Source organism: Halobacteriovorax sp. RT-2-6 (assembly GCF_047085025.1).
Classification (GTDB): Bacteria; Bdellovibrionota; Bacteriovoracia; order Bacteriovoracales; family Bacteriovoracaceae; genus Halobacteriovorax_A.
Genome location: NZ_JBKIYH010000002.1, coordinates 250,071 through 273,355, shown reverse-complemented (window position 1 = coordinate 273,355; position 23,285 = coordinate 250,071). Strand labels below are relative to the sequence as shown.

Genomic DNA, 23,285 nt, shown 5'->3' with positions numbered 1-23,285 from the left:
ATTGAATAAATTTATTATTGCCACAGCAATCACTTTATTAAGCACTCAAGCATTTGCATCATTATCTGTTAATGATGGATTATCAAGTTGTCGCTTTTCAAATAATGAGGCGGCAATAAATTATGCCCGTGCCTTAGACGGCTCTACTAAGGCGGCAGCTCTTTTAAAGAGAGGAGATCTTGGTCAGGTTGAATCATGTTCGACGGCCATGACAGAAGCTCTTGCAAAGGGTGTAAGCTATAATGAATTAGCTAAGACTGTTAACACAAATTTCAATCACCTTGAAAATGGAATGGAAATTACGATCGAGCTTCGTGGTAAGGACTTCTATGAAGTTAAGGGAGATGCTCTTACTGGAACAAAGTCGACAATTGAAGGTGACTTCGACATGGTTATTAGTGTTGAAGGCTCACGTAATGAAATCTCGCAAGGAGTTCCTACTAAGCAAATACTTAATAAAATGAAATTAAACGTTGTCTCTAAAAAAGCAGTTCAAATTATCTTTGAAGAGCATGAAATTGATATTGTGGTACCAGCAGTGGTTAAGAAGACTTTATTTGGTAAGCTAAAACAAATCTCAATTAGTGCAGAGAACTTAGAAAGAGCAATCGCTCCAGCTCTTACGGCCCAAGGCCTTGATTTAGCAGAGGGCTTCAAATTGAATACGGAAAAAGGGTCTTTCACAATGGACTACTCTGTTTCAGCAATGGATTGTGGAGTCAATCAGCTCGATGAATTCGAGTGTGGCTCATCTTTTATCTTTCAATTATCAGCACAATTTTAATTGGCATAACTAGGGCGAGGCCATGTCGATGGCCTTGCTATCTTATTGATATCTTTAGATCTCTGACATAAATATTTAATAATTGATATAATCACTCCGTTAAGCGTATGGGAGATAATTATGAGGAATTCAGTTATTAAGTTCTTGGTACTTGTTGGCCTTTTGGCGACAGTGTCCCAATCTCATGCAAAAATGATTGTTGAAAAAGAAGAATATTCTGGAGAAGCAATCGTTGAAGACTTCGCTTTAAAGAATTTTTACCGAAGGTTTGTGAATATCACAGATAGTTACAATCAGAGGCGAAAGGATCCAGAGTCTTATGCGCAATCCTTTAAAAATATCAAAGAACAGCATAAGTATTTTCGCTGGTTAAAGAAGAACAAAATTGGTGAACTTCCACCAGCAACTATTAGTAACGGTATTGCTACCATTAGGGTTGGAAATTATAAATTACAATATTCGATTCAAACCCTAGTTAAAAACCAGTTCCTCTTAAATGAGCGTCCTATCGATCTTCAGAAGCTCGACTTTAATAAGGCGTTTAATGAGTTAACGGATAAAGTTAAGGCCACTCGTAGGTTTACTGTCCTTGATTTATTAATTCCGACGGCCCATGCTGATGCCATGAGTGGACTTGAAAATACTCTCTTAGCAACCATGCTCTATGTGAATTCTGACTTCGCAGAAAGAGAGTGGTGTATTTCTTGTGATGATGAAAATGCAGAGGTGACTAAAAAGAATCTAGAGAGACTTTTAACAAGAGTCGATCAAATGCTTAACTCGTGTGAAAATGAAACAGCTAAGATTGAAGATATTTATTCAAACCTTTCATTCTTTGCAGGGGACGATGATCAAGGTGGTTTCCGTTCTCAATCAGCATCAACTTTAAAGAATCACTTTCCTGCTATTGAAGGTGAGCTTAAGGATGTTTCTTGCGAGAAGCTCGTTTACAATGTGTACAAAGATGAAATTAATCCAGCGGACAGAAATCTCTTTGTTGAATACTACCGCTTAACACCAGAAAGACAGGCCCGTAATCAAAAAGCGGTGGCCAATTATAAAAGAATTGTTAAATCAAAATGCGATCGTATCGCAGCTCTTAATGTCTGTATGATCAGTAATTATTATGGAGCTGAGGATATTTACAATGATTCACGCTCTCCAGGACAAAAGGAATACGATCGCCGTCGTAAGCCTTCGAAAGAGTATCAGATTCGCGGTATTACTCAATAGGCAGCTTAGGAATTATGTGATAAAAAGACGACTATGGAACAATTACAAGAAACATTAGAAGAAATATTAGAAAGAGTAGAATTTAAGAAAATGGATCAATTTGAAGAACTTCTTCATAAATGTATCCACGTCTCTAATGACTCATCAAAAAGTACATATGCAATCTATGAAAATATGGTTTTCAAATTAGATGCATTCTTTAAAGGCTTTGTTAATTTTCAAAACGAATTCGGTAAGGATAAGAAATACATTGCTGCAGTTCATGCACTAAGTGCCATCTGCTATGGCCTAGGAATTGAGCTTGAAGACGAAGAGCTTTTCATCATTTACCATCTAAAAGACCAAGGTAAATTCAGAAAAAGAGAAAAAGATCTTCACGCTGAGCTTAAAAATCTTTGGGCCGGCTATCCTTACAAAGAATTTGCCATGGCCGATGTGGACTTCTCTCACTCATTAAAAAACTTAATGCGTGCAAAATTCATCGACTACCGTCGCGGAAACCTTCATATCAATCAATCTTTGATTATACGTTTTAAAGATCGCTATTAAGCACCCGCAAAATTGGCCGCCCTAAGGCGGGCTATTGTTTGCGGTGCTAGGCCCCCAACTCTTTAGCTAGAGATTAGCGTCGAGAGCGAGGGTTCAAGCCCGAGCGGTTCGTCTCAAGGCCACCCGCAAAATAGGCCCCCTCGTCAGCTTCGGCTCCTACCTCTCGCTGACATACCGGTCATCCTGACCATAAAGCCAGTCTATTGTTTGCGGTGCTAGGCCCCCAACTCTTTAGCTAGAGATTGGCGTCGAGAGCGAGGGGCCAAGCCCGAGCGGTTCGTCTCAAGGCCAATGGGAAAGTTTACGCATAAAAAGAACGACATTTTCACGAAGTGAAAATCAGCTAATAACTCTCAAAAATTATCATAAATTTAAATATATAGAAGATAATTCTATTTTAATCCTAAAGCGATTAAATCTATTGAATTTATACCTGTATAATGTCGATAAGCATTCATGATTTATTTAAGATTGAGTAACGCCGAGTCAATGAGTAAGCACCAGGAAACGAATGTAAAATTTACTCTCAATAGGGAGATTTGAATGAATAAATTAATAATAGTCAGTTTAGTTGCTTGTTTATGTTCTAGCGTCTATGGACGTGATCTTTTATATGGAACTTTTGAGCAGCGATTCTCTGGTGATCTCAAAAAAAGAGTTGATAAAAATATATCCGAATTTAAGACAGAAGCCGATAAGATAGAGAAGAAATATGAGATATATATTTCTAGCTGCGTGAGTAGTCTGAAAAAAAATCAAAACCTTAAAGAGTATACAGACTGCGAAAGGAGGCAGCGTTATTTATTTAAGAAAAAGTTTGGAGAGAGTCCTGGTTACATCATTTCTAAAATTGATTTGAATATTGAGAATATCTATGTCGCTGATATATTTAAGAGCGCTAAAGGAAAAGAGTCTATTGGGAAACTAGGAATTAAGTTTGAGAAAGAACCTGGTGCAAGAGATGGAGTTCAAGTTAAGATTTATGTAAAGCTAAAGAACGAACATTACTCTGATTTTGTGTTTACGTATGGAGTAGTGGAGAAGTTTGAAAATGGACGTGTAAAACTTTTATCAAATCAAGATATGTGGATAAATGTTGATGATGTGAAAGAAGTATTTAAATTTAAAGACGATGTTTTTAAACTTACAAGAGAAGAGTTGAAAAAGAAGTACACGTTTGCTGGAAAAAGTTTAGGTTGCGAAGGTAAGAAGTTTGCATGCGTTGATAGTTGCGGCGTTAGCAAGGTGAAGGACGATCATGTGATCATGTATCTTGAGAGTGATGATGACCTATTAGATGAGGACAAGGTACTGATTAATGAGTTGTTAAATTCAAATGGTGAGTTTGCTTGTTATGTAAATTTACTTCTTTAAGTAAAATGGCGGAAACTCCGTTTACTGCCTTTAAACTTTGTGATTTTTTTATGCAAGGAAAGCGCAAAATTACTTCAATACAAATTCTTATCGGTAATGATCAGAATTATAAATCGTTATTAAGGGCCTCAAGGAAAATCTTCCCAAAGCGCTGAAGCTTCTTAGGCCCAACCCCATAGATGCTTTCGAGATCATCGAGAGTTTGTGGGCGTTGGGCGGCCATCTCCATAAGAGTCTTGTCTGGAAAAATCTTAAAGGCCTGTGTGCGTTTTTGTTTGGCAAGTTTAGAGCGTAGAACTTTTAAATTCTCATAAATATAGGCGTTCCAGGTGCTTTTTCTTTGTGCGTAGCATATTCTAATTATTTAGACATTCTAAAGTAACTTTCTTCTTCGTGATGCTCAATTGAATATAAATTTTCAATACTTAATTTATAGTGTTGATTCTTAGAACTTGCACATTTTACTTAGAGGAATGTATGGGAAGAAGAAAAACATTAAGAACTAATAAGTATCCGTATCATGTTGTCGCTAGATCACATAATAAGCTTTGGTTTCCACTACCAATAAGTGAGATGTGGCCAATATACCTTAAAGTAATCGATAAAGTTGTAAAAGATTATAAAGTAAGGGTTTACGCTTTTACTTTAATGAATAATCATTTTCACTTAATGATTGATACACCTATGTCGAATATAGACGAAGTAATGTATTGGATTATGAAATTATCAACATTAGAAGTACAGCAACAATCAGGTGTTATTAATTCAATTTATGGCGGCCGTTATAAATCATCATTACTTACTCAGGCGAATTATAGAGCAAATGCATATAAGTACATTCTTCAAAATCCTGTGAAAGCAAATATGGTTATTAAAGTTGAAGCTTATCCATATTCTTTAAGTTCATATTTTAGTAGTGATTCACCATTTTCGATTTTTGAATTAGTAGACTTGTTTTCTTTTGATCTTTTAAAAAAAGATGATGTTCTAGATTGGTTAAATAATAAATTCTCTCCTGATGAAGATAAGAGTATTTCGCAAGGACTATTACGGCCAGAGTTTAGGTATGGAAAAGACTCTAGGAATAAAACTGTTGAACCGGAGGTTATTCATCCACGTTACACTAAGTACGATCAAATGTGGAAAACGCTAATTCCAAGCGAAGAAAAAGACAGTAACCAAATATCTTTATTTTAAATAAGGTATCCAAATATCTTATATTAAAATTAACCATATAGAACTCAATTCTAGTTTAATTCTTAAGCTAGTGATTCTATTAAATTTAAGCATATAAATATCGATAAGTACTTATGAGTGAATTTAATTTGAGCAACGCAGAGTCAATGAAAAAGCACCTGGAACCGAACGTTGCTATTTCGTTAAATAACTCTGATTACAGAAGATATCTCGATAAAGTTGTGCGAAACTTACAACTTATCTTTAAAAATCAAGAGGATCATAATTTTATTAGAATGCTTATCCAAGAAAATAAGGATGTATATAGCTGTATTCAAAAATTAGAGGATCCAAATATCTATAAGAGTATGATCGATAAGCATTTGCATACATTGAACTATAATTCAAAGAAAAGACTAGAGTTCTACTATACAATTAAATACATCTATCAAGAAGATTATGAAAATGGGAGTTTTGATTGTGAAGGAGTATAAAATTGAAATTTAAAGAAGTTGTTAAAGCTATGTTGGCGTGGTTTTCGCTACCATTTATCTTAGCGCACATTAAGTATTTTATCCCATTGATTACCGCTATACCGTTTCTTTTTGGAATGGCATTAATATGGTTTACTAATGAGTATCGACGTACATATGACATAGATTATGAAGACAAAAGTGAGACGCTTGCTGGAATAGATGCAAATGGCAATGGGATGAGGGATGACCTAGAGCGCTTTGGAGAAGAAGCATACAAAGATTGGGATCCTCTCGTTCTTAAAGCATATTATAATTGGCTCAAAAACTTATATGTTGTGATGGAGAATAAAGCGCATATCGATAATGATAAAAAAATTGATTATATAAATACACAGTCCTGTTGGTATTTACTACACAAAAATAAAAGAATAACAAATAGTTTTGTAGATACTTCAATAAAAAAGATCCACGCACAGGTGTTTAAGCTAAGTTTTAATACAGCTCAGAGAAAAGGCATTTTGGATGAAAATTGGTTTTTTTATCAATTCTCTATATCTACTCAAGATATCATTAATTTAAAATACGCTTGTGTTGAACTTGGTCTTAGTAAAAATGAAATGTTTCTATTGCAAAAAAGAAGTTTGACTGATGTTAATGGTGAAATTCGAATTGAGAAAAATTTATCTACAAAGTTCTTTAATGAAAAGCCTAGGCTTTATGAAGATAATATAGATTTTGATTACTATAAAGATAAGATACTATCAAGAGGAGAGGTTTATGAAGACTTTTACAATAATCTTAATAATACTGTTAAGTAGTGTAAGGGCTGAGTTTGAATATACCTGTTATCCAAAGAATGATATTCATGTTTACTATGTTAACGGGATAAATACTACGATTGAATCATACAAAAAAAATTGGATTGCATTAAAGGTTGTTAATGATAAGTATAAAAACACAAAGCCTCCATATGACAATTTTATATTTTACAGTGGTGAAAGTGGATATTTCAATCAGACAGAGGGAATTGAAAAAGATTTATTGGAGGCTTTGCTGCAAAAGATAGATCTCTTTTTTGATTTGCCATTTGAAGGAAGTATTGAAGATGAAAGGAAAATGGCAGAAGATAAAGCATACAGCTATATGGCTGTCGCTGCTCAAGAGTTTGGTAACTCAGTAAACTTTGAAGCATCTATGTCTCAAGTTTCAGGCTCATTTAGATTCGAATTAGGAAAGTTTAAAGACGATTTAAGGAAGAAATATGAAGAAGAGTTACAGAAAGACCCTAGTAAATCTGACTTGTTAAAACTCTACGATGCCGTTAGACCTCATATCGAGATGAAAGAAAGAGTATTCATCTATTCTCATTCTCAGGGGAATTTGTTTGTTGATCAGTTAAGGTCTGAGTTAGATAAGAATGGTTTTGATGATTATTCAAACTATATTGGTAATATGAGGTTTGGTTCACCTGCTGATAATCTTGGTGCAGGAAACGCCATAGATATCAAATTTTATAACGATGTAGCTACAGGTTTACTTGGAATAGAGCAAACTCATTATGCTAAAACAAGTAATAAAAAACTATCAAGCTATTATGGTGCTTTATTATCAAAAAGTCCTTTTCTACTTGCAAAGATATCATTACTTGCATTTAATGAGGATGACCCTTTAGGACATGGAGTAATCGACTGGTATACTTCGAAAGAAAGGATGGTAAGTCCAACTTTGATTGGGCCTTACAATGAAACAGCTTTTGATCTTACTGTTGATGCAGTTGAGGGAATATTTAAAAAGTATCCAGATGTATGTGAAAGAAGAATTTTTATTGGAAAGAGCTACATGAACAATGAGGTTGAAGAATATGATTTAAGAAATTATATAAAAGTCGTGAATCTAGGTGATAGTTTTAAAGTTTCGCTAATGCCTAGTACTCCGCTCACTACTGATTTTCATGCATCTAAAACTATAAGTTTATCAAGTGATGGAGTCGTATATGATTTTGAGATAAAAATTTATGAGTCAAATGGAACTTTAGTCAAGACATATAGTACATCATCTAATTTGAAAACAGTGACAATCCCAAAGGATTTAATTTACAATAATGAGGTGAAGTTTACTTTATCAATGTCCTATAAGTTTTTAAATGAATATGATTATATAGGTAATTATAAAGAAAATATAACTCTTTGTACTGGTGAATCATGTTGTCGTGAAAGTGACCAAGTCTTTTGTGGCGGGAAATGTCTTCCTAAACCAATAGAGGGGAAAGAGTATACAGATACTTGTGAGGGGCCATTTTATACCTCTGCGCCTGTGTGCGATGTTGAATGTACTGTTTATAATGAAGGAAGATCGTGTCAATTACAATATACAAAGGTAGAATATATAGAGCAGTTAAATCCTTCTTATGGCAAATTATTTAATGGGAGTGATGAAGTTACTCTTCAAGGATATTGCAGTAATAAAGCTCCTGATGGAACTATAAGAAGCAAAACAAATACATGTTCTTGCAGTCGGTAATGATAAAATTAGGTTGTGATTAAGCATCCCCATTCAACGCCTCAAGGAAAATCTTCCCAAAGCGCTGAAGTTTCTTAGGTCCAACCCCATAGATACTTTCGAGATCATCGAGAGTTTGTGGGCGTTGGGCGGCCATCTCCATAAGAGTCTTGTCTGGAAAAATCTTAAAGGCCTGTGTGCGTTTTTGTTTGGCAAGTTTAGAGCGTAGAACTTTTAAATTCTCATACATTGTTTTATCAGTTCCATCATTTGGCCTATATGTGGCGACAGCTTTCTTTCTTGTGGTGGCCTTCTTGCGAACTGCTTTCTTCTTTGTTGCTTTTGTTTTTGTCGCAGCCGACTTCGAAGCTGGTGCACCTTTTTTAAAGTCTGCACGAATCATGACTTCTTTGCGATCTTCGATAACATCGATGGCCGATTGAGTAAGTTTAATTTCTGAGCTTCCATCCATAATCATCTTAAGATGGCCTTGAGCAATTAGTTGGCGACAAAGAGAATAAAGGAAGCCTTCGTCTTCTTTACTTGCATAACCAAAGCTTGTGATATGGTGGTGGCCATTTTTTTGAATGACGCCAGAAATATTTCCTTTGAGAACATCGATGATATAGTGGACGTTGTAGCGCTGGTCAGTTTCATAAACACAAGTGAGAACGGCCTTGGCAATTTCAGTTGCATTAATAAGCTTCTGTTTAGTCTGTTCACTTAAGCAGATATCACAATTACCACATGGCCCTTGATAGGGGTCATTAAAGTAATTAAGAAGAACTTCGCGGCGACAAGTTGTGGCCTCGCAAAAACCAAGAATGGCATCAAGCTTTTCTTCATTCACTCGGCGACGAGCTGCTGCGCCAACGCCTTTATTAGCAATTCTTTTTAAAAGAACAAGATCTCTTAGTCCATAGAACATTAGAACCTGAGAAGGGAGTCCATCTCGTCCTGCTCGTCCCGTTTCTTGATAGTAGGACTCAAGACACTTTGGCATATCCATATGGGCAACAAAGCGTACGTCGGCCTTATCAATTCCCATTCCAAATGCAATGGTTGCCACAACGATGACATTCTTTTGAGTGATAAATTTCTCTTGAACTTTTTCGCGGTAATTGGCACTCATTCCCGCATGGTAGGCATAGGCCTTAAAGCCCGCTTTAACTAATTTGTCGGCACATTCTTCAACACCCTTGCGTGAAAGGCAGTAGACGATTCCTGATTGGCCATCAAGATTATCTTGAACAAATTGCGTGAGACGATAGAAGTCTTTTTCTTTCGTTGTCTTCTTTTGAACTTCGTATGTAATATTTGGTCGATCAAAAGAGCTGATAAAGAGATTTGAGCCATGGAGGTTTAGACAGCGAATGATCTCACCACGTGTTGCTTCACCGGCCGTAGCGGTAAGAGCAATGCGAGGGATGTCGGGAAATTTCTTTGTGATCATGCCAAGCTGCATATACTCAGGTCTAAAATCATGGCCCCATTGAGAAACACAGTGTGCCTCATCAATGGCAAAGAGAGAAATCTCAATGCGCTCCAAAATTCTCTGAAAGTATTCATTCATCATACGCTCTGGCGAGACGTAGAGGATCTTAATATTCCCATTGAGAAGATTTCCTACAATATCATCCTGTTCACTATGAGAAATTGAAGAATTTAAGTAAGCCGCTTCGACGCCTTTTTCTATTAGGGCGTCAACTTGGTCTTTCATAAGAGCGATGAGGGGAGAGATAACAATGGCCGTCCCAAAGCGGGCAAGTGCTGGAATTTGATAGCACAAGGACTTCCCACCACCTGTTGGCATGAGGACCAGTGCGTTATTTCCTGCAATGACACTTTCCACAATCTTTTTTTGATTGCCGCGAAAGGCATTATAACCAAATATTTTTTGAAGTATCTCGATTCCTTGACTCACTTATCTAGTTTAACTGATGAAAGAGGGCCAGCAAAGCATTAATAAAGGCTTTGTTAAATCTTTGTAAAAAAGCGAAATGAACTTCGCTATTTTTGCTGTGATGCCCTAAAATAAGATGATTGGAGTTGTTATGAATAAATTTTTACTAGTTCTATTAATTAGTCTCTCAACATTTGCTGCGCCAAAAGTTCTCTTCCTCGGAGACTCTCTTACTGCCGGTTATGGAATTGATCCAGAGAAGGCCTATCCAAATCTTGTGAAAGATATCTTAAAAAAAGAAGGCATTGAAATTGAAGTCATGAATGCAAGTATTAGCGGTTCTACTTCAGCTTCTGCTGTTTCTCGCCTTAAGTGGTCTTTAAGAGGAAAACCTGATGTTATGCTACTTGCTCTTGGGGCAAATGATGGACTTCGTGGAATTAAACTTGTGAGTACAAAAGAGAATTTAAAAAATGCTATCAAGCTTGCAAAGAGTAAGGGTGTAAAAGTTATTTTGGCAGGAATGCAGATTCCACCAAATTATGGGCCTGAGTATACGAAAGAATTTCAAAAAATGTTTCCTGATTTAAAGAAAGAAGAGGGAGTTACACTACTTCCATTCTTACTTAAGGATGTAGCAGGACAGCGTCAGTATAATATTGACGATGGCATCCACCCAAATGAGGAAGGACACAAGATTATTGCAAAGACGGTAGCACCGTTTATAAGGAAAGCTTTATAATGACTGAATTAGTATTATCACTCAAAGAAGTTAGAAAGGATTTTTCTCAAGGAGAAGAAATCCTCAATGTTTTAAAAGGTGTTGAGCTTGGAGTTAGCGAAGGGGAGACCATCGCAATCCTAGGTAAATCTGGTAGTGGAAAATCAACTCTCTTATCACTCTTATGTGGAATTGATGATGCCACCAGTGGTGATATTTCATATCGCAATAATTCACTCAAAGATCTAAATAGCGAAGAGATCACAGATCTTAGAGCAAAGCATATTGGTGTGGTCTTTCAACAATTTCATTTATTAGAACATCTAAATGCATATGAGAATGTTCTCTTGCCACTCGAGGTAAATGGCAATGGCCATCAGAAAGATCGTGTGGATTACTTTCTTGAAAAAGTAGGGATGAGTCACCGAAAGACGCATTTCCCAAATCAATTAAGTGGTGGAGAGAAGCAGCGAATTGCCATTGCTCGCGCTCTCGTTACTCACCCAGGTGTTCTTCTGGCAGATGAGCCAAGTGGAAGTCTTGATGAGAATACTGGTGATGAAGTCATGAATCTAATCTTTGATATTGTTCGAGATGAAAAGATGAGCCTTGTCCTTGTGACGCACGATAAGGATTTAGCAAAGAGGTGTGAGAAGATTTATCACTTAGAAAATGGAGTGCTAAGTCTTGAAGCTTAAAATGGTTATGCGAGAGCTTAGAAGCTCTCCAATGTTCTTTATTATTTTTATTCTAAATCTCTCAATTGGAATGGTTGGACTTTCAACTATTGAAGTTTTTAAGTCTTCATTTGATAGTGCTCTAACAGCGAAATCAAAATCACTTCTAGGCTCTGATATATCGGTTAGTTCACGAATTGCCATTACTAAGGATACTTTAGAGATTGCAAAGTCTAATCTCGATTATAGTGAAATGACTCGCAATCGCTCTTTATATTCGATGCTCTTTAACGGTGAAAAGAGTCGACTGGTCAATATAAGAGGACTTGGTCAAGGGTTTCCTTTCTATGGTGATATCCGATCAAAGAGTGGCAAGAGCTTTCGCGATTTAAAAGAGAATGAAGTCTTTATTTATCCTGAACTTGTTGGTCAACTTGGACTTGATGTAGGCAAGGAGATAAAGATTGGATCACAAACGTTTAAAGTAGCAGGAATCGTCGAAGAAGATGGCTCTGCAGGCTTTTCTATGGGACAACTAGCACCAAGACTTTATTTGAAAAATGAAGTTCTCGATTCAACTGATCTTATCAAGCCTGGAAGTACAATTTGGACAGGTCTTCATTTTAAGATGGCCAAAGAACTAAGTGACAAAGAACTTGTTAAAGCGGAAAAGGATTTAAAAGCTAAAATTATCGATTCATCAATTCGCATCCGATCTCCTCAGTCTAATTCTGAAAGAGTGGGGCGCTCAATGGATTATCTAAGTGATTTCTTAGGTCTTGTTTCATTATGTGGACTATTTCTTGCGGGGCTTGGCCTTATCTATCTTTTTAGAGGATTTCTTTTAAAGCGAAGAAAGGATCTTGCAATTCTTGGCTTCATTGGGATGAAGAAGAAGGATATCTTTAAGATCTATACGCTTAAACTTTTCTTTTTGGGTTTATTTGGATCACTTCTTGGAATTGCTATTGGTTCGGCCTTCAGTCCAGTTATTCAAACCATGGTCAGTAAGAATTTAGGAATTGATATTGAGTTACAATTTAGTCTAGCGACTTTCTTTGTCACGATGGCCGTTGGGGTTGCTTCAACTATTGTATTAGCTCCGGCCTTAATTATTCCTTATTTAAGAGTTGATCAAAAAGCACTCTTTGATCACGATACAAGCTTATCTAATAATATTTCCGATTACCTGCTATTTATCCCAATTGTACTTTTCTATTGGGTGATGGCCATTTACTTGTCAGAGAGCTTAATTATTGGAAGTGCTTTTATTGTAGTCTTCTTAATTATTATAGGAGTTTTCTTTCCTGTAGGAAGTCTTGTGCTTTCATGGCTTGGAAAACTTAATCCTAAACTAAGTCTATCTTCTAATATGGCCTTTAAGTATGTGACTCGTCATAAGATTTCAACTTTGTTTATCTTCTTATGTCTGTTCATTTCAACGAGTCTTATGACTCTTATCCCTTCAGTTAAGAATATCATTGGAGCGGAACTTTCGATGCCTGCAGAGGAGCGCCCTGTTTATTTCCTCTTTGATATTCAGCCTGAACAAGTTGAAGAGTTAAAGAGTTTTGTCTCTGATAAGAAATTAGAACTCCTAAATATCAGTCCGATGGTTCGTGGACGTCTCGTAAAGATTAACGGTGAAGGTTATGATCCTGAAAAACTTGGGGATTTAACACGAGAGGAGCAAAGGGAGCAGCGAAGTCGTAACCGAAGTGCAAACTTAAGCTACCGCGATCATCTTGTAAGGGGTGAGGAGATTGTCGAAGGACGTATGCCTAAGCGTTTTGATTTTGAAACAGATGAGGTTGCAGAAGTATCTCTTGAGCAGCGCTATGCGAGTCGACTAGGTATTAATCTTGGAGATGAGCTAGAGTATAATATACTAGGAATGCCGATTCTTGCTAAAGTTGTAGGCTTTCGCTCGATTCGCTGGACGAGCTTCTTACCAAATTTCTTTATTTCATTTGGCCCAGGTATTCTAGAAGATGCACCAAAGACTTTTATTGCGGCCATTGGCAAAGGTGAGGGGGATGTTAATGATCAGCTTCAATCTGACTTTGCGGCCAAGTTTCAAAACGTGTCTTTAATTGATATTCAAAGCTCTCTTAAAAGAGTGACAACAATTATGGAGAGTATCACAAAGATTCTTGTTACGATGAGCTTCATCGTCTTTCTTGTGGGGCTGCTTGTGATTTATTCTCTGATAGCTCATCAGTTAGAGTCTCGAAGAGATGATATCTCTCTTATTAATATTATTGGGATTCGTTTTAGCGAGATTAGAAAATCAATTATGAAGGAGATGGCGCTTATGTCAGTAAGTGCTGTTGTGGTAGGAATTACGTTAGGTCAACTTGTTACTTTTGCTGTTGCTAAATTTCAATTTGATTTAAATTATATTTTCAGTTCTACTGAAATTATTGGCTTTGCCATTTTAATTATTGTTCTTTCAATTCTTATTTCTTTTTCTTCATTTAATCGATTCATTCGAAAATAAAAAAGGGCCACCTAATGTGGCCCCTATATAAGTATTGAATCTACCAGTTATATCTTTCGGCACAGAAATAACGGTAATTGTATTCGTAGTCGTTGAGCTCATCTCGTAGATCAGCACAAAGGTCATATCCAGTTGAACAAGAATATGTGTAGAAAGTTCTTTCGACAGTATCACTCCAGCTATCAACAAGTTCATAGTTACAAGTATCGTATGCACTATAACGGTGACGGTAACCATTGTAGATAAAGTATGGATAATCGTAATCCCAATAGTAACCATCAACATATGAAACACTCACTCTTAACCAGCGGTTATTATAAACGTAAATAGGTCTAATCGTTCTGTGGTAGTCTCGTGCAGTTGTCCAACGACGGTCGTGTCTTACATAGTCACGGTTTGGAGTGTGACGGTAGCGGCGGTAAGCACGTGTCGGATCAGGTCTTGTTGTGCGACGGTCGTCGTATCTTCTGTCGTCATAACGTCTGTCATCATAACGTCTGTCATCATAACGTCTGTCATTGCGACGATCATCATATCTTCTGTCACGCTGTCTATTTTGACGTGAGTCTCTATCATATCTAGCATCACGTGAGCGACGATTTCTTAATTCGTCATCGTTGTTATTTCTTCTTCCTCTACCTGGGGCCGCAAAAGTCGTTGCTGTCAGGGCCGTAAGCACTAATAGTAGAACCAATTTTTTCATAAATCTCCCTCTGAGTTTTAATTGAATTTGGCCAGTTCTAACGTGGGGGATGACTTTTTTGAAATTAAAATTTTGTTTAGCTAAAGAAATTTACTTTCTTACATCATTTTTTACGGGATTTAGTAGACTTAGAGAACTTTCTTACAGGAATTCACCTTGTAATAAGGTAAAAGTGACAAAAAGGCCTCAAGAAGAGGCCTTTAGTATTTATAGCAATTATGATTTTGATGCTAAGTAATCATCGTAACTAACGTACTTATCTTCAATAACTTTTCCAGTTGTGTGGTCAAGGTCGATAATACGGTTTGCTACTGTTTGAATGAACTCGTGGTCATGTGAAGTAAAGATTAGGTTACCTTTAAATCTTTCGAAACCTTCGTTCACTGATGTAATACTTTCTAGGTCTAGGTGGTCTGTTGGACCGTCAACTAGAAGTACGTTTGCACCTGAAAGCATAAGCTTTGACATCATACAACGAACTTTCTCTCCCCCTGAAAGAACATTTGTCTTCTTAAGAGCTTCCTCTCCTGAGAAAAGCATCTTACCAAGGAAGCCACGAATAAATGTTTCGTCTTTGTTTTCAGAGTATTGTCTTAGCCAGTTTACAAGATCGTTCTTACCATCCATGAAATAGCTTGAGTTATCTTTTGGAAAGTATGAATTCGTGATTGTTACACCCCATTCTACAGTTCCAGCATCTGGCTCCATTTCTCCCATAAGGATTTTCATAAGAGTTGATTTTGCAACGTCATTTTCACCAAGAAGAACGATCTTATCGTCTTTGTTAAGCATGAAAGTAACATTATCAAGTAGCTTAACACCATCAATCGTTTTAGAGATTCCTTCTACTCGTAGAATTTCTTTTCCTGCTTCACGCTTAGGATCGAATTGTACGAATGGGTATTTTCTCGTCGATTGTGGAAGGTCTGTCAGCTCAAGCTTTTCAAGTTGCTTTTGTCTTGAAGTTGCCTGAGAAGACTTTGAAGCGTTGGCAGAGAATCTTTGGATGAAGGCCTTAAGTTCTTTGGCCTTATCTTCAGCTTTCTTATTTTGGTCTGCACGAAGTCTCTGAGCAAGTTCTGAAGATTTTCTCCAGAAGTCGTAGTTACCAGCGTAAGTAGTGATCTTACCAAAGTCGATATCTGCAATATGTGTACAAACCTTGTTTAGGAAGTGACGGTCGTGGGAAACAACAATTACAGTCTTTTCATAGTTAAGAAGAAAGTTTTCTAGCCACTGAATCGCTTTGATATCAAGGTTGTTTGTCGGCTCATCCAGAAGAAGAATATCTGGAGATCCAAAAAGTGCTTGAGCAAGAAGAACCTTAACTTTCTCGGGCCCTGTAAGCTCTTTCATATATTTGTAGTGGTATTCAGTTCCAATTCCAAGACCAGAAAGAAGAATACCTGCTTCAGACTCGGCTTCGTAACCATTCATTTCAGCGAACTCACTTTCAAGCTCAGCTGCTTTCATTCCATCTTCATCACTGAAATCTTCTTTCATATAGATTGCGTCTTTCTCTTTCATGATTGAGAAAAGTTTTTCGTTACCCATAAGAACTGCTTGAAGAACTTGTTCTTCTTCGTACGCAAAGTGATCCTGCTTTAGAATTGAAAGGCGCTCACCTGGAGTGATATTGATTGAACCAGTATTTGGCTCAACTTCACCAGAAAGAACCTTGATGAATGTAGACTTACCAGCACCGTTGGCACCAATTAAACCGTAGCAGTTACCCGGAGTAAATTTGATATTAACGTCTTCAAATAGCTTCTTGCCACCAAAGCTTAAGCTGACATTGGATGTGGAAATCATAAATCGTCCTTATTTAAATTTTAGATGTATTAACGGCCCATAGCTTAATCTATTTAATGCGATTAGTCCACGGATTTACGGGAGTGTTAAAGGAATATTATTTTCGCTTTAGCCCTTCTATTTTTACTAGAAGTGGCCATGGCGGAACAGTATGATACTGATATTACAAGGAGCTAGTGATGAAATTCTGGGCCACGCTCGTGGTGATAATCTTCTTTTTATTTAAGGCCACTCTTGTTTATGCTGGCCACCCTCATTTTCGAACAACTTATAAATTAAATGTGTCACAACAAGGGCATCCTGCGGCACTATTAGAGTTGCCTCGGCGCTATTATCAAAAAGAGAAATGGCCACTCATCGTAAATGTTCATGGCTACACAAGCTCAATTTTTATGCAGTATATGTTTACTCGTCTTTCATTCTACAAGGACGTTCTTGGCTTCATGATTCTCACTCCAGAAGGGCGTAAGGATATTGAAGGTGAGCATTATTGGAACGGTGGAAATTTTTGTTGTGACTTTTATAAATCCGGTGTCGATGACACTCTCTATATAAAAAACCTTATCGACTATATAGCAAACGATCCTCGATTCAATCGAGTTGATATGAGTCGAATCTATTTCTTTGGACATTCTAATGGTGGATTCTTTTCTTACAAGATGGCCTGTACTTATCCTAATTATGTGACAGCAGTTGGAGTTTTGGGTGCAACCCTTGATCTTAGAGATGAAAATGGTGAGGTCATCATTGAACAGGATCCATGCCCTAATGTAAAGGCCGTGCCAATATTTCATATCCACGGCACAAAAGATAAAACCATTCCTTTTGCGGGTAAGGACTATTACCCTGAACATCCTTTTGGGCATATCGGGGCCCAGGAGGCCGTTGATAAGTGGATCTATCACAATCGATGTAATAACCAATCTGATGAAAGTCGCACTAATGCAACATGGTTTGTTCGTGGTAAGGAGACGACAATTAAAACATACGGTGACTGTGAAGATGATGCAGTAATTAAGTTTGCTGTGGTGAAGAAGGGACAGCATAAGGAGTTTTTAAGACTCTATTTTTATCGAAAAATGCTTAAGTTTTTTCTGAAATTTAGCAATGTAGATGTGCAATGAAATGATTCATTATTAAGCTGCAATTTAAGTATTCTTGTCTTCATTTGCCTTTTGAAACATCTATAATAAAAGCAAATGTGCAGCAAGGTGGTCTCTATGAGCAAAGAATATCAAATCATTTATATCAGCGAAAAAACAGGCGATTTTAAGCCTGAGCAGGACTTGGATAAGATTGTCTCTTCGTCATTTCGAAATAATAATGCAAGAGATGTGACAGGTGTACTGATGTATAATAGTGGCTTCTTTTTTCAGGTTATTGAAGGAAAGAAAGATGATGTGATTTATACATATAATAAAATTATTTTGGATCCACGCCATCAAAATGTGAATTTATTGACTGATCGTGAGATCGAAAATAGAAGCTTTGAAAATTGGCCATTGGCCCTTGTTAAACTGAATGACATGGACTTAGATGTTATTGATCATGTGATTGCTTGGAATGATTTAATCAATGATTCCCGTCGAAATGAGCCAATATCTCAGGAGAAAGTGGATCGCTTGATCGAAGCATTGCGCTACAAAATTGATATGGATACAATCTCGTCAAAAGCTGCTTAGACTTTTCTCCAACTTGCTTGCGTGATAGTATTCTATCATGTCAAATCAAGTTGTCGTTGCCATTGTTGGAGGAGGCCCCGCAGGCCTCTTCTGTGCTTATGAATTATTGAATTCTAAAATTGAGGGAATTGAGGTTCACCTGTATGAACAGACTGGTGGTGTCGGGAAGAAATTCTTAGTCGCTGGAAATAGTGGTCTCAATCTCACTCATAGTGAGAAGCAAGAAGAGTTTGCTAAAAAATACTTTAAGGATGAAGCACGCTTTCGTTCTTTATTAAAAGACTTCAATGCTAATGATTTAATCGAATGGGCAAATACTCTTGGTACTGAGACATTTATTGGTACTAGTGGCAGAGTATTTCCAAAGAAAATGAAGGCCGCAGATATCTTACATCAATGGATGAATTCACTAAAGTCTCATGAAAATTTTCATCTTCATTTAAAACATAGTCTTACTAATATAACAGCTGATGGTGATTTAATCTTTAAGCACGATCATAGCAATAAGACGCAAAAAGCTGATTACTATATTTTGGCCATGGGTGGAGGAAGCTGGACTAAGACAGGTAGTGACGGTGCTTGGATGGAGTATATTGAAGCTCTCGGTGTGAAGACTGCACCACTAAAGGCCATGAATTGTGGTTTTGAAATCAATTGGTCTAAACACTTTCAAGATAAAGTTGATCGTGGCTTCGTTAAAAATATAGTTGTTTCTAATGAATCCCAGAACGCCAGAGGTGAGATCATGTTGACTCCTTACGGTGTTGAGGGGGGAGCTGTCTACGCTATTTCCAACGGACTTAGAGATGAATTAGAGAAATCAGTATCGACTAAACTCCACATCGACTTCAAACCAGACTTAAAGAGGCAAGATGTTATTGAGAAATTGTCTCGTAGAAATAAGGACTCATTAACTAATCGTCTAAGAAAGAACTTAAATTTCGATAAGATTGCAACTTCATTACTTTATGAAGTTCTTGATCGCTCAAAAGCACAGGAAGATGTTAATTACTTGGCAGCGATGGTTAAGGATTGTGAGATAGAAGTATTAAGGGCCAGACCAATGGATGAGGCCATTTCTACTTCTGGTGGTGTTTGTTTTGAATCATTGAATGATGACTTGTCAGCAATTAAAAATAATCAATATTACTTTGTAGGAGAGATGCTAGACTTTGAAGCACCAACTGGTGGCTATCTCTTACAGGGATGTTTTTCTACTGCATATCGAGTTGTGAAATCGATAAAGGAAAAAGAAGGTATCAATGTTTAAACTACATGAAGTTTTAAAAAAAGATTTAATAGAAATTACTGATATGAAACTTTCAAAGCTTATGCTTTTACCTGATCAAGAAAATCCTTGGGCAGTCTTAGTTCCAAAAAGAGAAGAGATTCGTGAAATTCATGAACTCTCGTGGGATGATCAGGTGACGCTTCTTGAGGAAATCAATGAAGTAAGTCGCTTTCTAAGCGATAACTATCACCCAAAAAAGTTAAATATTGGGGCCCTTGGAAATATGGTCTCTCAGCTTCACGTCCATATAATCTGTCGTTATGAAAATGATCGTTCTTGGCCTGGAGCAATATGGGGAACGAAGGCAACTAAAGAAACCCATAATATCAGTGACTTAGAAAGTACATTTCGAACACATTTTGAAGCGTCGCGTCTGTCAAAGTGACAAGGATCAGCAAAATAAATTTTTTTTCCTTTTTTCTTAGGAATTATGCAAACAGTAGGGTAAAATCGTATCTAACGAATAATTTTATTACGAGGTTAATTAAATGAGTACAGGTAAAGTTAAATTCTACAATTCAGCGAAAGGTTTTGGATTTATCACAAAAGATGACGGTGGAGATCTTTTCTTCCACATTTCATCAGTTCAAGGTGGAGAGCCAAATGACGGTGATAGCGTAGAATACGAATTAGGTGAAGGTCCTAAAGGTCCATGTGCCGTAAATGTAAAAGTAGTTCAAGGTTAATTTTTAATTATATAAATTGAGTACTTAAAAAAGAAGGCCCACATTTTGTGGGCCTTTCTTATTGTTATTGATTTAATTTTATTCCGTTATCTGAGATTGTAATTTTCTTGTCTTTATAGAGCATTCCAATTGTTTTCTTAAACGTCTTCTTACTCATATTTAGAAAGTTCTTAATGTCTTCCGGAGAACTTTTATCATTTAAGAAGCTAGAGCCACCATTTCTTTCTAGAAAGTCGATAATAATGTCTTTTGAGTCGACAAGGTTTTTAATCCCTTGCTCTTGTAGAGCAACATCGACAAGCCCATCTTCACGTAGCTTTTTAACGAATGCTTTAAAGTATTTTCCGCAAGAGACACGTTGAAATATTTCATTTTTATAGATCATTCCAATGAATTTCTTATTTACGATAACTCTGAAACCTAAATCACTTTCTTGAGCGATAAAAATATCTACTTCATCTCCAACATTAATATCGAAGTCTGAAGACTCAATATACTTTCCAAGTTTTGTCGTCCCAAAGATTCGACCAGTACCTTCTTCTTTACAAATTCGAACAATATGAGACTCGTATTTTCTAACTTTTATTTTTTGCTCATTACCTGGAACAAGTAGGTCTTTAGAAGTTCCCAAGTCAAAGAATGCACCAAATTCTTGGATTTCAATTGCATCTAATAGGGCATACTCACCAACAACTGCAAGAGGAAGCTCTGTTGTTGCAACAAGTTCTCCTTGAGTATCTGGGTAAATAAAGGCCTTAACTTTTGAGCCCACTTCAATTTTTAGAGGCGCAAAGTTTTCTGGAAGAAATACCTGCTGGATATTTTCTTCGTCTACTAGCGTATATCCATTATGAAGTTTTTTTAGAACTTTTAGTGTATTGTTTTTTCCTATATGGAGCATCAGATTTTGCCTTTTTCTTGATTGGTGCTTTTGCTACTGGTTTGGCCTGTGACTTATAAGCTTGTGCCTTGGCCTCTCTTTCTTCACGTGTTCCGCGATTCTTAATGATTAGGCCATTAAGAAATTTTCTAAGAAGTTGATCACCACATTCTTTATAATTTGGATGGTCATCTTTTCTAAAAATTGCAGATAATTCAGATTTTGTAAGTTCAAAATCAACTAGCTTTAAGATTTCGATAATTTCAAAATCCTTAAGAGATAATGCGATTCTAAGCTTTTTTAAAATATCATTATTCGTCATTATTTCTTACCTAGGTGATCGAATAATTCATTTAGGCCACGACGGCGACGAGCTTTCTTTTTTTCAATAATTAGCTCTTGTGCCTCTTCTTTTTCAACCTTTGCTTTAGTCTCTTTCTTGTACTTCTTCTGCTCTTCAAAATTATCTTTAGCAATCGATACCTTAACAGTTCTTCCGTCTAGAGTTGTCCCATCAAGGCCCTTGATCGCATCTTGTGCGCTTTGCTCTTTTTGCATCTTGATAAATGCAATACCTTTGCTCTTTTGAGTTCCCGGAATTGTTAGTAGGTTCACGTCTTGAACACGGCCAAAGCGTGAAAAGATACCTTTTAATTGCTCAGCAGTGATCTTGTAGTTGAGATTACCGATATAAACAGTTTTCATTTCTTACCTTAATTTTATAGTGTTAATGGGGGCAACTTAGCACTAAATGCTTAAGAAATGGGAAAAAATGCTAGAATCAGGTAATTTATTTGCGCTATTTTAGAAGGAATCCCAGATATATTGGGCCACTTCTCCTAAATGGTGCTCTTTTTTGTGTCCTAAGCAAAAGGTGACTGGGACTTTACTCTCAAGATGCTTCAAGTGTACTAGTCGCCCGGCCTTTAGATCTTTCTCAATTAGTGGATAGGGAAGTCTTCCCCAACCAAAGCCATTTAGAATAATCTCTTTTTTCGACGGCGTATCTGTAACCCTCCACTTTAGAGAGTCCTCAATCACGCCAATATTTGTTGTGTCATCTGGAATTGTACTTCGTTGAATTATTTGTGGAAATTGTGCCAGGCCTTTAAAGTTTTGTTGGTTTTTAGGTAGATCAAGAAAAGGATGATCCTTTGCAACCACAAGATACATATCCACTTTACCAATAATTTTATAGTCAAAATTCTTGATACTTGAGAGGTCTTCAAAAATTGCTAAATCGACTCTATCGTTCAATAGCATTTTTTCTCCACTTAGGATTTCACGCTCAAGAATAATTTCTGTGGATGGGTAACGGGCCATGGCCTTCTTGATAATTGGATATAGTTTTTCAAGGCCATAAATTCCAGACACTGAAATGGATAATCTGGTTTCAACATTTGATGAAATTTGCTGAGTCTTGTGAATCAATTCATCATATTGCTTTGTAAGCTTTGAGGCCTCGATTAGAAATTCCTGACCTTTTGTTGTTATCTGTGGCCTATAAGATGAGCGATCGACGAGTTCGAAGCCTACTTGTTCCTCAAGATTGTTAATTGAGTAAATTACCGCAGACTTTGCCTTAGCTAGCTCTGAGGCTGCTTTAGTAAAGCTTCCGGCCTTTTCTAACGCCTGTAGGCATTTAATTTGTTCAATTGTTATCCAAATCATGGACTAATTATAGCACAAGATGTCCTTAATAATGATCTTTATTTTCTTCTATACTTTGTTAAGATATTTTAAAAATTATATCATAATTCAAATGGAGGAATATTATGAATAAACTTATGGTTATGGCCCTTGCGGTATTTACTGTATTTGCAACTTATGCTGAAAAAATTGATACTTCAAAATCTACTGTTTTCTGGCAAGGTACTAAAGTAACTGGTCGTCACTTCGGTACAGTTAAAATTAAATCAGGTGATGTTAAGCTTGAAAAAGGTCAACTAGTATCAGGAAAAGTTGTTGTAGATATGAACTCTTTTACTGCGACAGACCTTCAAGGTGAGTGGTTAGATAAGTTAAATGGTCACCTTAAAAATGAAGACTTCTTTCATGTTTCAAAGTACCCAACAGCTACTCTAGATATTAAAAAAGTTGAAGGTTTTACAGTAACTGCTGACCTTACAATTTTAGGAAAGACAAAAGAAGTTAAGTTTCTAGCGGCACAAAATGGTAAGAATTTTGTTGGTTCACTAGAGTTTAATCGTACAGACTTTGGTCTTAAGTATGGTTCTGCTTCTTTCTTCAAAAGCCTTGGTGACAAAGCGATTGATGATAAAGTTAGTTTAGCATTTGATGTTGTTGTAAAATAATTAAACTTTCTTAGACTCCAATAA

25 protein-coding genes are annotated in these 23,285 nt (G+C 36.7%); 17 read left to right on the top strand and 8 right to left on the bottom strand.

Annotated features, from left to right (window positions below):
* Window position 1: 1 nt before the first annotated feature.
* From ACMAYS_RS09815 to ACMAYS_RS09800, 4 genes are all read left to right on the top strand, one after another.
* Window positions 2-784 (top strand): hypothetical protein, encoded by a 783-nt coding sequence (locus ACMAYS_RS09815; RefSeq protein ID WP_392992538.1) that lies wholly within the window; start codon window positions 2-4, stop codon window positions 782-784.
* Window positions 785-904: 120 nt separating this feature from the next.
* Complete coding sequence (locus ACMAYS_RS09810; RefSeq protein ID WP_392992536.1) at window positions 905-2,017, top strand: hypothetical protein; 1,113 nt, start codon at window positions 905-907, stop codon at window positions 2,015-2,017.
* A 33-nt stretch (window positions 2,018-2,050) separates the two neighbouring features.
* Window positions 2,051-2,566 (top strand): hypothetical protein, encoded by a 516-nt coding sequence (locus ACMAYS_RS09805; RefSeq protein WP_412463184.1) that lies wholly within the window; start codon window positions 2,051-2,053, stop codon window positions 2,564-2,566.
* A 543-nt stretch (window positions 2,567-3,109) separates the two neighbouring features.
* Window positions 3,110-3,940 carry a hypothetical protein gene (locus tag ACMAYS_RS09800; protein WP_412463183.1) on the top strand — a complete coding sequence of 277 codons (831 nt, stop codon included), beginning with the start codon at window positions 3,110-3,112 and terminating at the stop codon, window positions 3,938-3,940.
* Window positions 3,941-4,046: 106 nt separating this feature from the next.
* On the opposite strand, the gene ACMAYS_RS09795 is transcribed toward ACMAYS_RS09800, so the two are convergent.
* Window positions 4,047-4,256, bottom strand: a complete 210-nt coding sequence (locus tag ACMAYS_RS09795) for an HRDC domain-containing protein (protein WP_412463469.1) — start codon at window positions 4,254-4,256, stop codon at window positions 4,047-4,049.
* A gap of 161 nt (window positions 4,257-4,417) precedes the next feature.
* Between ACMAYS_RS09795 and ACMAYS_RS09790 the strand changes: the two genes are divergently transcribed.
* From ACMAYS_RS09790 to ACMAYS_RS09775, 4 genes are all read left to right on the top strand, one after another.
* A complete protein-coding gene (locus tag ACMAYS_RS09790; RefSeq protein WP_412463182.1) occupies window positions 4,418-5,137 on the top strand; it encodes a transposase in 720 nt (239 codons plus the stop codon).
* A gap of 146 nt (window positions 5,138-5,283) precedes the next feature.
* Window positions 5,284-5,610, top strand: a complete 327-nt coding sequence (locus tag ACMAYS_RS09785; protein WP_412463181.1) for a hypothetical protein — start codon at window positions 5,284-5,286, stop codon at window positions 5,608-5,610.
* 2 nt (window positions 5,611-5,612) lie between these two features.
* Complete coding sequence (locus tag ACMAYS_RS09780; RefSeq protein ID WP_412463180.1) at window positions 5,613-6,410, top strand: hypothetical protein; 798 nt, start codon at window positions 5,613-5,615, stop codon at window positions 6,408-6,410.
* The gene (locus ACMAYS_RS09775; RefSeq protein ID WP_412463179.1) at window positions 6,370-8,112 is read left to right on the top strand and encodes a hypothetical protein; all 1,743 of its coding nucleotides are present in this window, start codon (window positions 6,370-6,372) and stop codon (window positions 8,110-8,112) included. Before ACMAYS_RS09780 ends, ACMAYS_RS09775 begins: the two co-directional genes overlap by 41 nt.
* Before the next feature lie 19 nt (window positions 8,113-8,131).
* On the opposite strand, the gene recQ is transcribed toward ACMAYS_RS09775, so the two are convergent.
* Window positions 8,132-10,015, bottom strand: a complete 1,884-nt coding sequence (gene recQ / locus ACMAYS_RS09770) for a DNA helicase RecQ (RefSeq protein ID WP_412463178.1) — start codon at window positions 10,013-10,015, stop codon at window positions 8,132-8,134.
* A 130-nt stretch (window positions 10,016-10,145) separates the two neighbouring features.
* Between recQ and ACMAYS_RS09765 the strand changes: the two genes are divergently transcribed.
* The 3 genes from ACMAYS_RS09765 to ACMAYS_RS09755 are packed head-to-tail and all read left to right on the top strand — an operon-like array spanning window position 10,146 to window position 13,892.
* The gene (locus ACMAYS_RS09765) at window positions 10,146-10,736 is read left to right on the top strand and encodes an arylesterase (RefSeq protein ID WP_103218077.1); all 591 of its coding nucleotides are present in this window, start codon (window positions 10,146-10,148) and stop codon (window positions 10,734-10,736) included.
* Window positions 10,736-11,413 (top strand): ABC transporter ATP-binding protein, encoded by a 678-nt coding sequence (locus ACMAYS_RS09760; RefSeq protein WP_103218076.1) that lies wholly within the window; start codon window positions 10,736-10,738, stop codon window positions 11,411-11,413. Before ACMAYS_RS09765 ends, ACMAYS_RS09760 begins: the two co-directional genes overlap by 1 nt.
* On the top strand, window positions 11,403-13,892 hold the full coding sequence (locus ACMAYS_RS09755; protein ID WP_412463177.1) for an ABC transporter permease: 2,490 nt from the start codon (window positions 11,403-11,405) through the stop codon (window positions 13,890-13,892). Before ACMAYS_RS09760 ends, ACMAYS_RS09755 begins: the two co-directional genes overlap by 11 nt.
* Window positions 13,893-13,932: 40 nt before the next feature.
* On the opposite strand, the gene ACMAYS_RS09750 is transcribed toward ACMAYS_RS09755, so the two are convergent.
* Together ACMAYS_RS09750 and ACMAYS_RS09745 are read right to left on the bottom strand one after the other, a co-directional pair.
* Complete coding sequence (locus ACMAYS_RS09750) at window positions 13,933-14,595, bottom strand: hypothetical protein (protein WP_412463176.1); 663 nt, start codon at window positions 14,593-14,595, stop codon at window positions 13,933-13,935.
* A gap of 216 nt (window positions 14,596-14,811) precedes the next feature.
* Window positions 14,812-16,407, bottom strand: a complete 1,596-nt coding sequence (locus ACMAYS_RS09745; protein WP_103218072.1) for an ABC-F family ATP-binding cassette domain-containing protein — start codon at window positions 16,405-16,407, stop codon at window positions 14,812-14,814.
* Window positions 16,408-16,586: 179 nt separating this feature from the next.
* Here ACMAYS_RS09745 and ACMAYS_RS09740 point away from each other — a divergent pair, with 179 nt between their 5' ends.
* The 5 genes from ACMAYS_RS09740 (at window position 16,587) to ACMAYS_RS09720 (ending at window position 20,066) form a co-directional block, all read left to right on the top strand.
* Window positions 16,587-17,531 carry an alpha/beta hydrolase family esterase gene (locus tag ACMAYS_RS09740; RefSeq protein ID WP_412463175.1) on the top strand — a complete coding sequence of 315 codons (945 nt, stop codon included), beginning with the start codon at window positions 16,587-16,589 and terminating at the stop codon, window positions 17,529-17,531.
* A gap of 96 nt (window positions 17,532-17,627) precedes the next feature.
* Complete coding sequence (locus tag ACMAYS_RS09735; protein ID WP_158246872.1) at window positions 17,628-18,089, top strand: BLUF domain-containing protein; 462 nt, start codon at window positions 17,628-17,630, stop codon at window positions 18,087-18,089.
* 37 nt (window positions 18,090-18,126) lie between these two features.
* On the top strand, window positions 18,127-19,359 hold the full coding sequence (locus ACMAYS_RS09730; protein ID WP_412463174.1) for a TIGR03862 family flavoprotein: 1,233 nt from the start codon (window positions 18,127-18,129) through the stop codon (window positions 19,357-19,359).
* Window positions 19,352-19,765 (top strand): HIT domain-containing protein, encoded by a 414-nt coding sequence (locus tag ACMAYS_RS09725; RefSeq protein ID WP_412463173.1) that lies wholly within the window; start codon window positions 19,352-19,354, stop codon window positions 19,763-19,765. The genes ACMAYS_RS09730 and ACMAYS_RS09725 overlap by 8 nt, the downstream gene beginning before the upstream one ends.
* 103 nt (window positions 19,766-19,868) lie before the next feature.
* Window positions 19,869-20,066 carry a cold-shock protein gene (locus ACMAYS_RS09720; RefSeq protein WP_021267754.1) on the top strand — a complete coding sequence of 66 codons (198 nt, stop codon included), beginning with the start codon at window positions 19,869-19,871 and terminating at the stop codon, window positions 20,064-20,066.
* Between the two features lie 64 nt (window positions 20,067-20,130).
* On the opposite strand, the gene ACMAYS_RS09715 is transcribed toward ACMAYS_RS09720, so the two are convergent.
* The 4 genes from ACMAYS_RS09715 to ACMAYS_RS09700 form a co-directional block, all read right to left on the bottom strand.
* Window positions 20,131-20,967: a S1 RNA-binding domain-containing protein gene (locus ACMAYS_RS09715; RefSeq protein ID WP_103218067.1), complete on the bottom strand. Its 837-nt coding sequence runs from the start codon at window positions 20,965-20,967 to the stop codon at window positions 20,131-20,133.
* Complete coding sequence (locus ACMAYS_RS09710; protein ID WP_103218066.1) at window positions 20,915-21,268, bottom strand: DUF1456 family protein; 354 nt, start codon at window positions 21,266-21,268, stop codon at window positions 20,915-20,917. The genes ACMAYS_RS09715 and ACMAYS_RS09710 overlap by 53 nt, the downstream gene beginning before the upstream one ends.
* Window positions 21,268-21,651, bottom strand: coding sequence for an RNA recognition motif domain-containing protein (locus tag ACMAYS_RS09705; RefSeq protein ID WP_103218065.1), 384 nt, complete (start codon window positions 21,649-21,651; stop codon window positions 21,268-21,270). Before ACMAYS_RS09705 ends, ACMAYS_RS09710 begins: the two co-directional genes overlap by 1 nt.
* Window positions 21,652-21,750: 99 nt before the next feature.
* The gene (locus tag ACMAYS_RS09700) at window positions 21,751-22,617 is read right to left on the bottom strand and encodes a LysR family transcriptional regulator (RefSeq protein ID WP_103218064.1); all 867 of its coding nucleotides are present in this window, start codon (window positions 22,615-22,617) and stop codon (window positions 21,751-21,753) included.
* Window positions 22,618-22,721: 104 nt separating this feature from the next.
* Between ACMAYS_RS09700 and ACMAYS_RS09695 the strand changes: the two genes are divergently transcribed.
* Entirely contained in the window at window positions 22,722-23,261 is a 540-nt protein-coding gene (locus ACMAYS_RS09695; RefSeq protein WP_103218063.1) for a YceI family protein, read from the top strand.
* The last annotated feature ends 24 nt before the right edge of the window (window positions 23,262-23,285 follow it).

Bases quoted from the DNA above. Each gene is read 5' to 3' on its own strand.
- ACMAYS_RS09810 (WP_392992536.1), top strand. From the start codon at position 905: ATGAGGAATTCAGTTATTAAGTTCTTGGTACTTGTTGGCCTTTTGGCG.
- ACMAYS_RS09805 (WP_412463184.1), top strand. From the start codon at position 2,051: ATGGAACAATTACAAGAAACATTAGAAGAAATATTAGAAAGAGTAGAA.
- ACMAYS_RS09800 (WP_412463183.1), top strand. From the start codon at position 3,110: ATGAATAAATTAATAATAGTCAGTTTAGTTGCTTGTTTATGTTCTAGC.
- ACMAYS_RS09790 (WP_412463182.1), top strand. From the start codon at position 4,418: ATGGGAAGAAGAAAAACATTAAGAACTAATAAGTATCCGTATCATGTT.
- ACMAYS_RS09785 (WP_412463181.1), top strand. From the start codon at position 5,284: ATGAAAAAGCACCTGGAACCGAACGTTGCTATTTCGTTAAATAACTCT.
- ACMAYS_RS09775 (WP_412463179.1), top strand. From the start codon at position 6,370: ATGAAGACTTTTACAATAATCTTAATAATACTGTTAAGTAGTGTAAGG.
- ACMAYS_RS09765 (WP_103218077.1), top strand. From the start codon at position 10,146: ATGAATAAATTTTTACTAGTTCTATTAATTAGTCTCTCAACATTTGCT.
- ACMAYS_RS09760 (WP_103218076.1), top strand. From the start codon at position 10,736: ATGACTGAATTAGTATTATCACTCAAAGAAGTTAGAAAGGATTTTTCT.
- ACMAYS_RS09750 (WP_412463176.1), bottom strand. From the start codon at position 14,595: ATGAAAAAATTGGTTCTACTATTAGTGCTTACGGCCCTGACAGCAACG.
- ACMAYS_RS09745 (WP_103218072.1), bottom strand. From the start codon at position 16,407: ATGATTTCCACATCCAATGTCAGCTTAAGCTTTGGTGGCAAGAAGCTA.
- ACMAYS_RS09740 (WP_412463175.1), top strand. From the start codon at position 16,587: ATGAAATTCTGGGCCACGCTCGTGGTGATAATCTTCTTTTTATTTAAG.
- ACMAYS_RS09735 (WP_158246872.1), top strand. From the start codon at position 17,628: ATGAGCAAAGAATATCAAATCATTTATATCAGCGAAAAAACAGGCGAT.
- ACMAYS_RS09730 (WP_412463174.1), top strand. From the start codon at position 18,127: ATGTCAAATCAAGTTGTCGTTGCCATTGTTGGAGGAGGCCCCGCAGGC.
- ACMAYS_RS09725 (WP_412463173.1), top strand. From the start codon at position 19,352: ATGTTTAAACTACATGAAGTTTTAAAAAAAGATTTAATAGAAATTACT.
- ACMAYS_RS09720 (WP_021267754.1), top strand. From the start codon at position 19,869: ATGAGTACAGGTAAAGTTAAATTCTACAATTCAGCGAAAGGTTTTGGA.
- ACMAYS_RS09715 (WP_103218067.1), bottom strand. From the start codon at position 20,967: ATGCTCCATATAGGAAAAAACAATACACTAAAAGTTCTAAAAAAACTT.
- ACMAYS_RS09710 (WP_103218066.1), bottom strand. From the start codon at position 21,268: ATGACGAATAATGATATTTTAAAAAAGCTTAGAATCGCATTATCTCTT.
- ACMAYS_RS09705 (WP_103218065.1), bottom strand. From the start codon at position 21,651: ATGAAAACTGTTTATATCGGTAATCTCAACTACAAGATCACTGCTGAG.
- ACMAYS_RS09700 (WP_103218064.1), bottom strand. From the start codon at position 22,617: ATGATTTGGATAACAATTGAACAAATTAAATGCCTACAGGCGTTAGAA.
- ACMAYS_RS09695 (WP_103218063.1), top strand. From the start codon at position 22,722: ATGAATAAACTTATGGTTATGGCCCTTGCGGTATTTACTGTATTTGCA.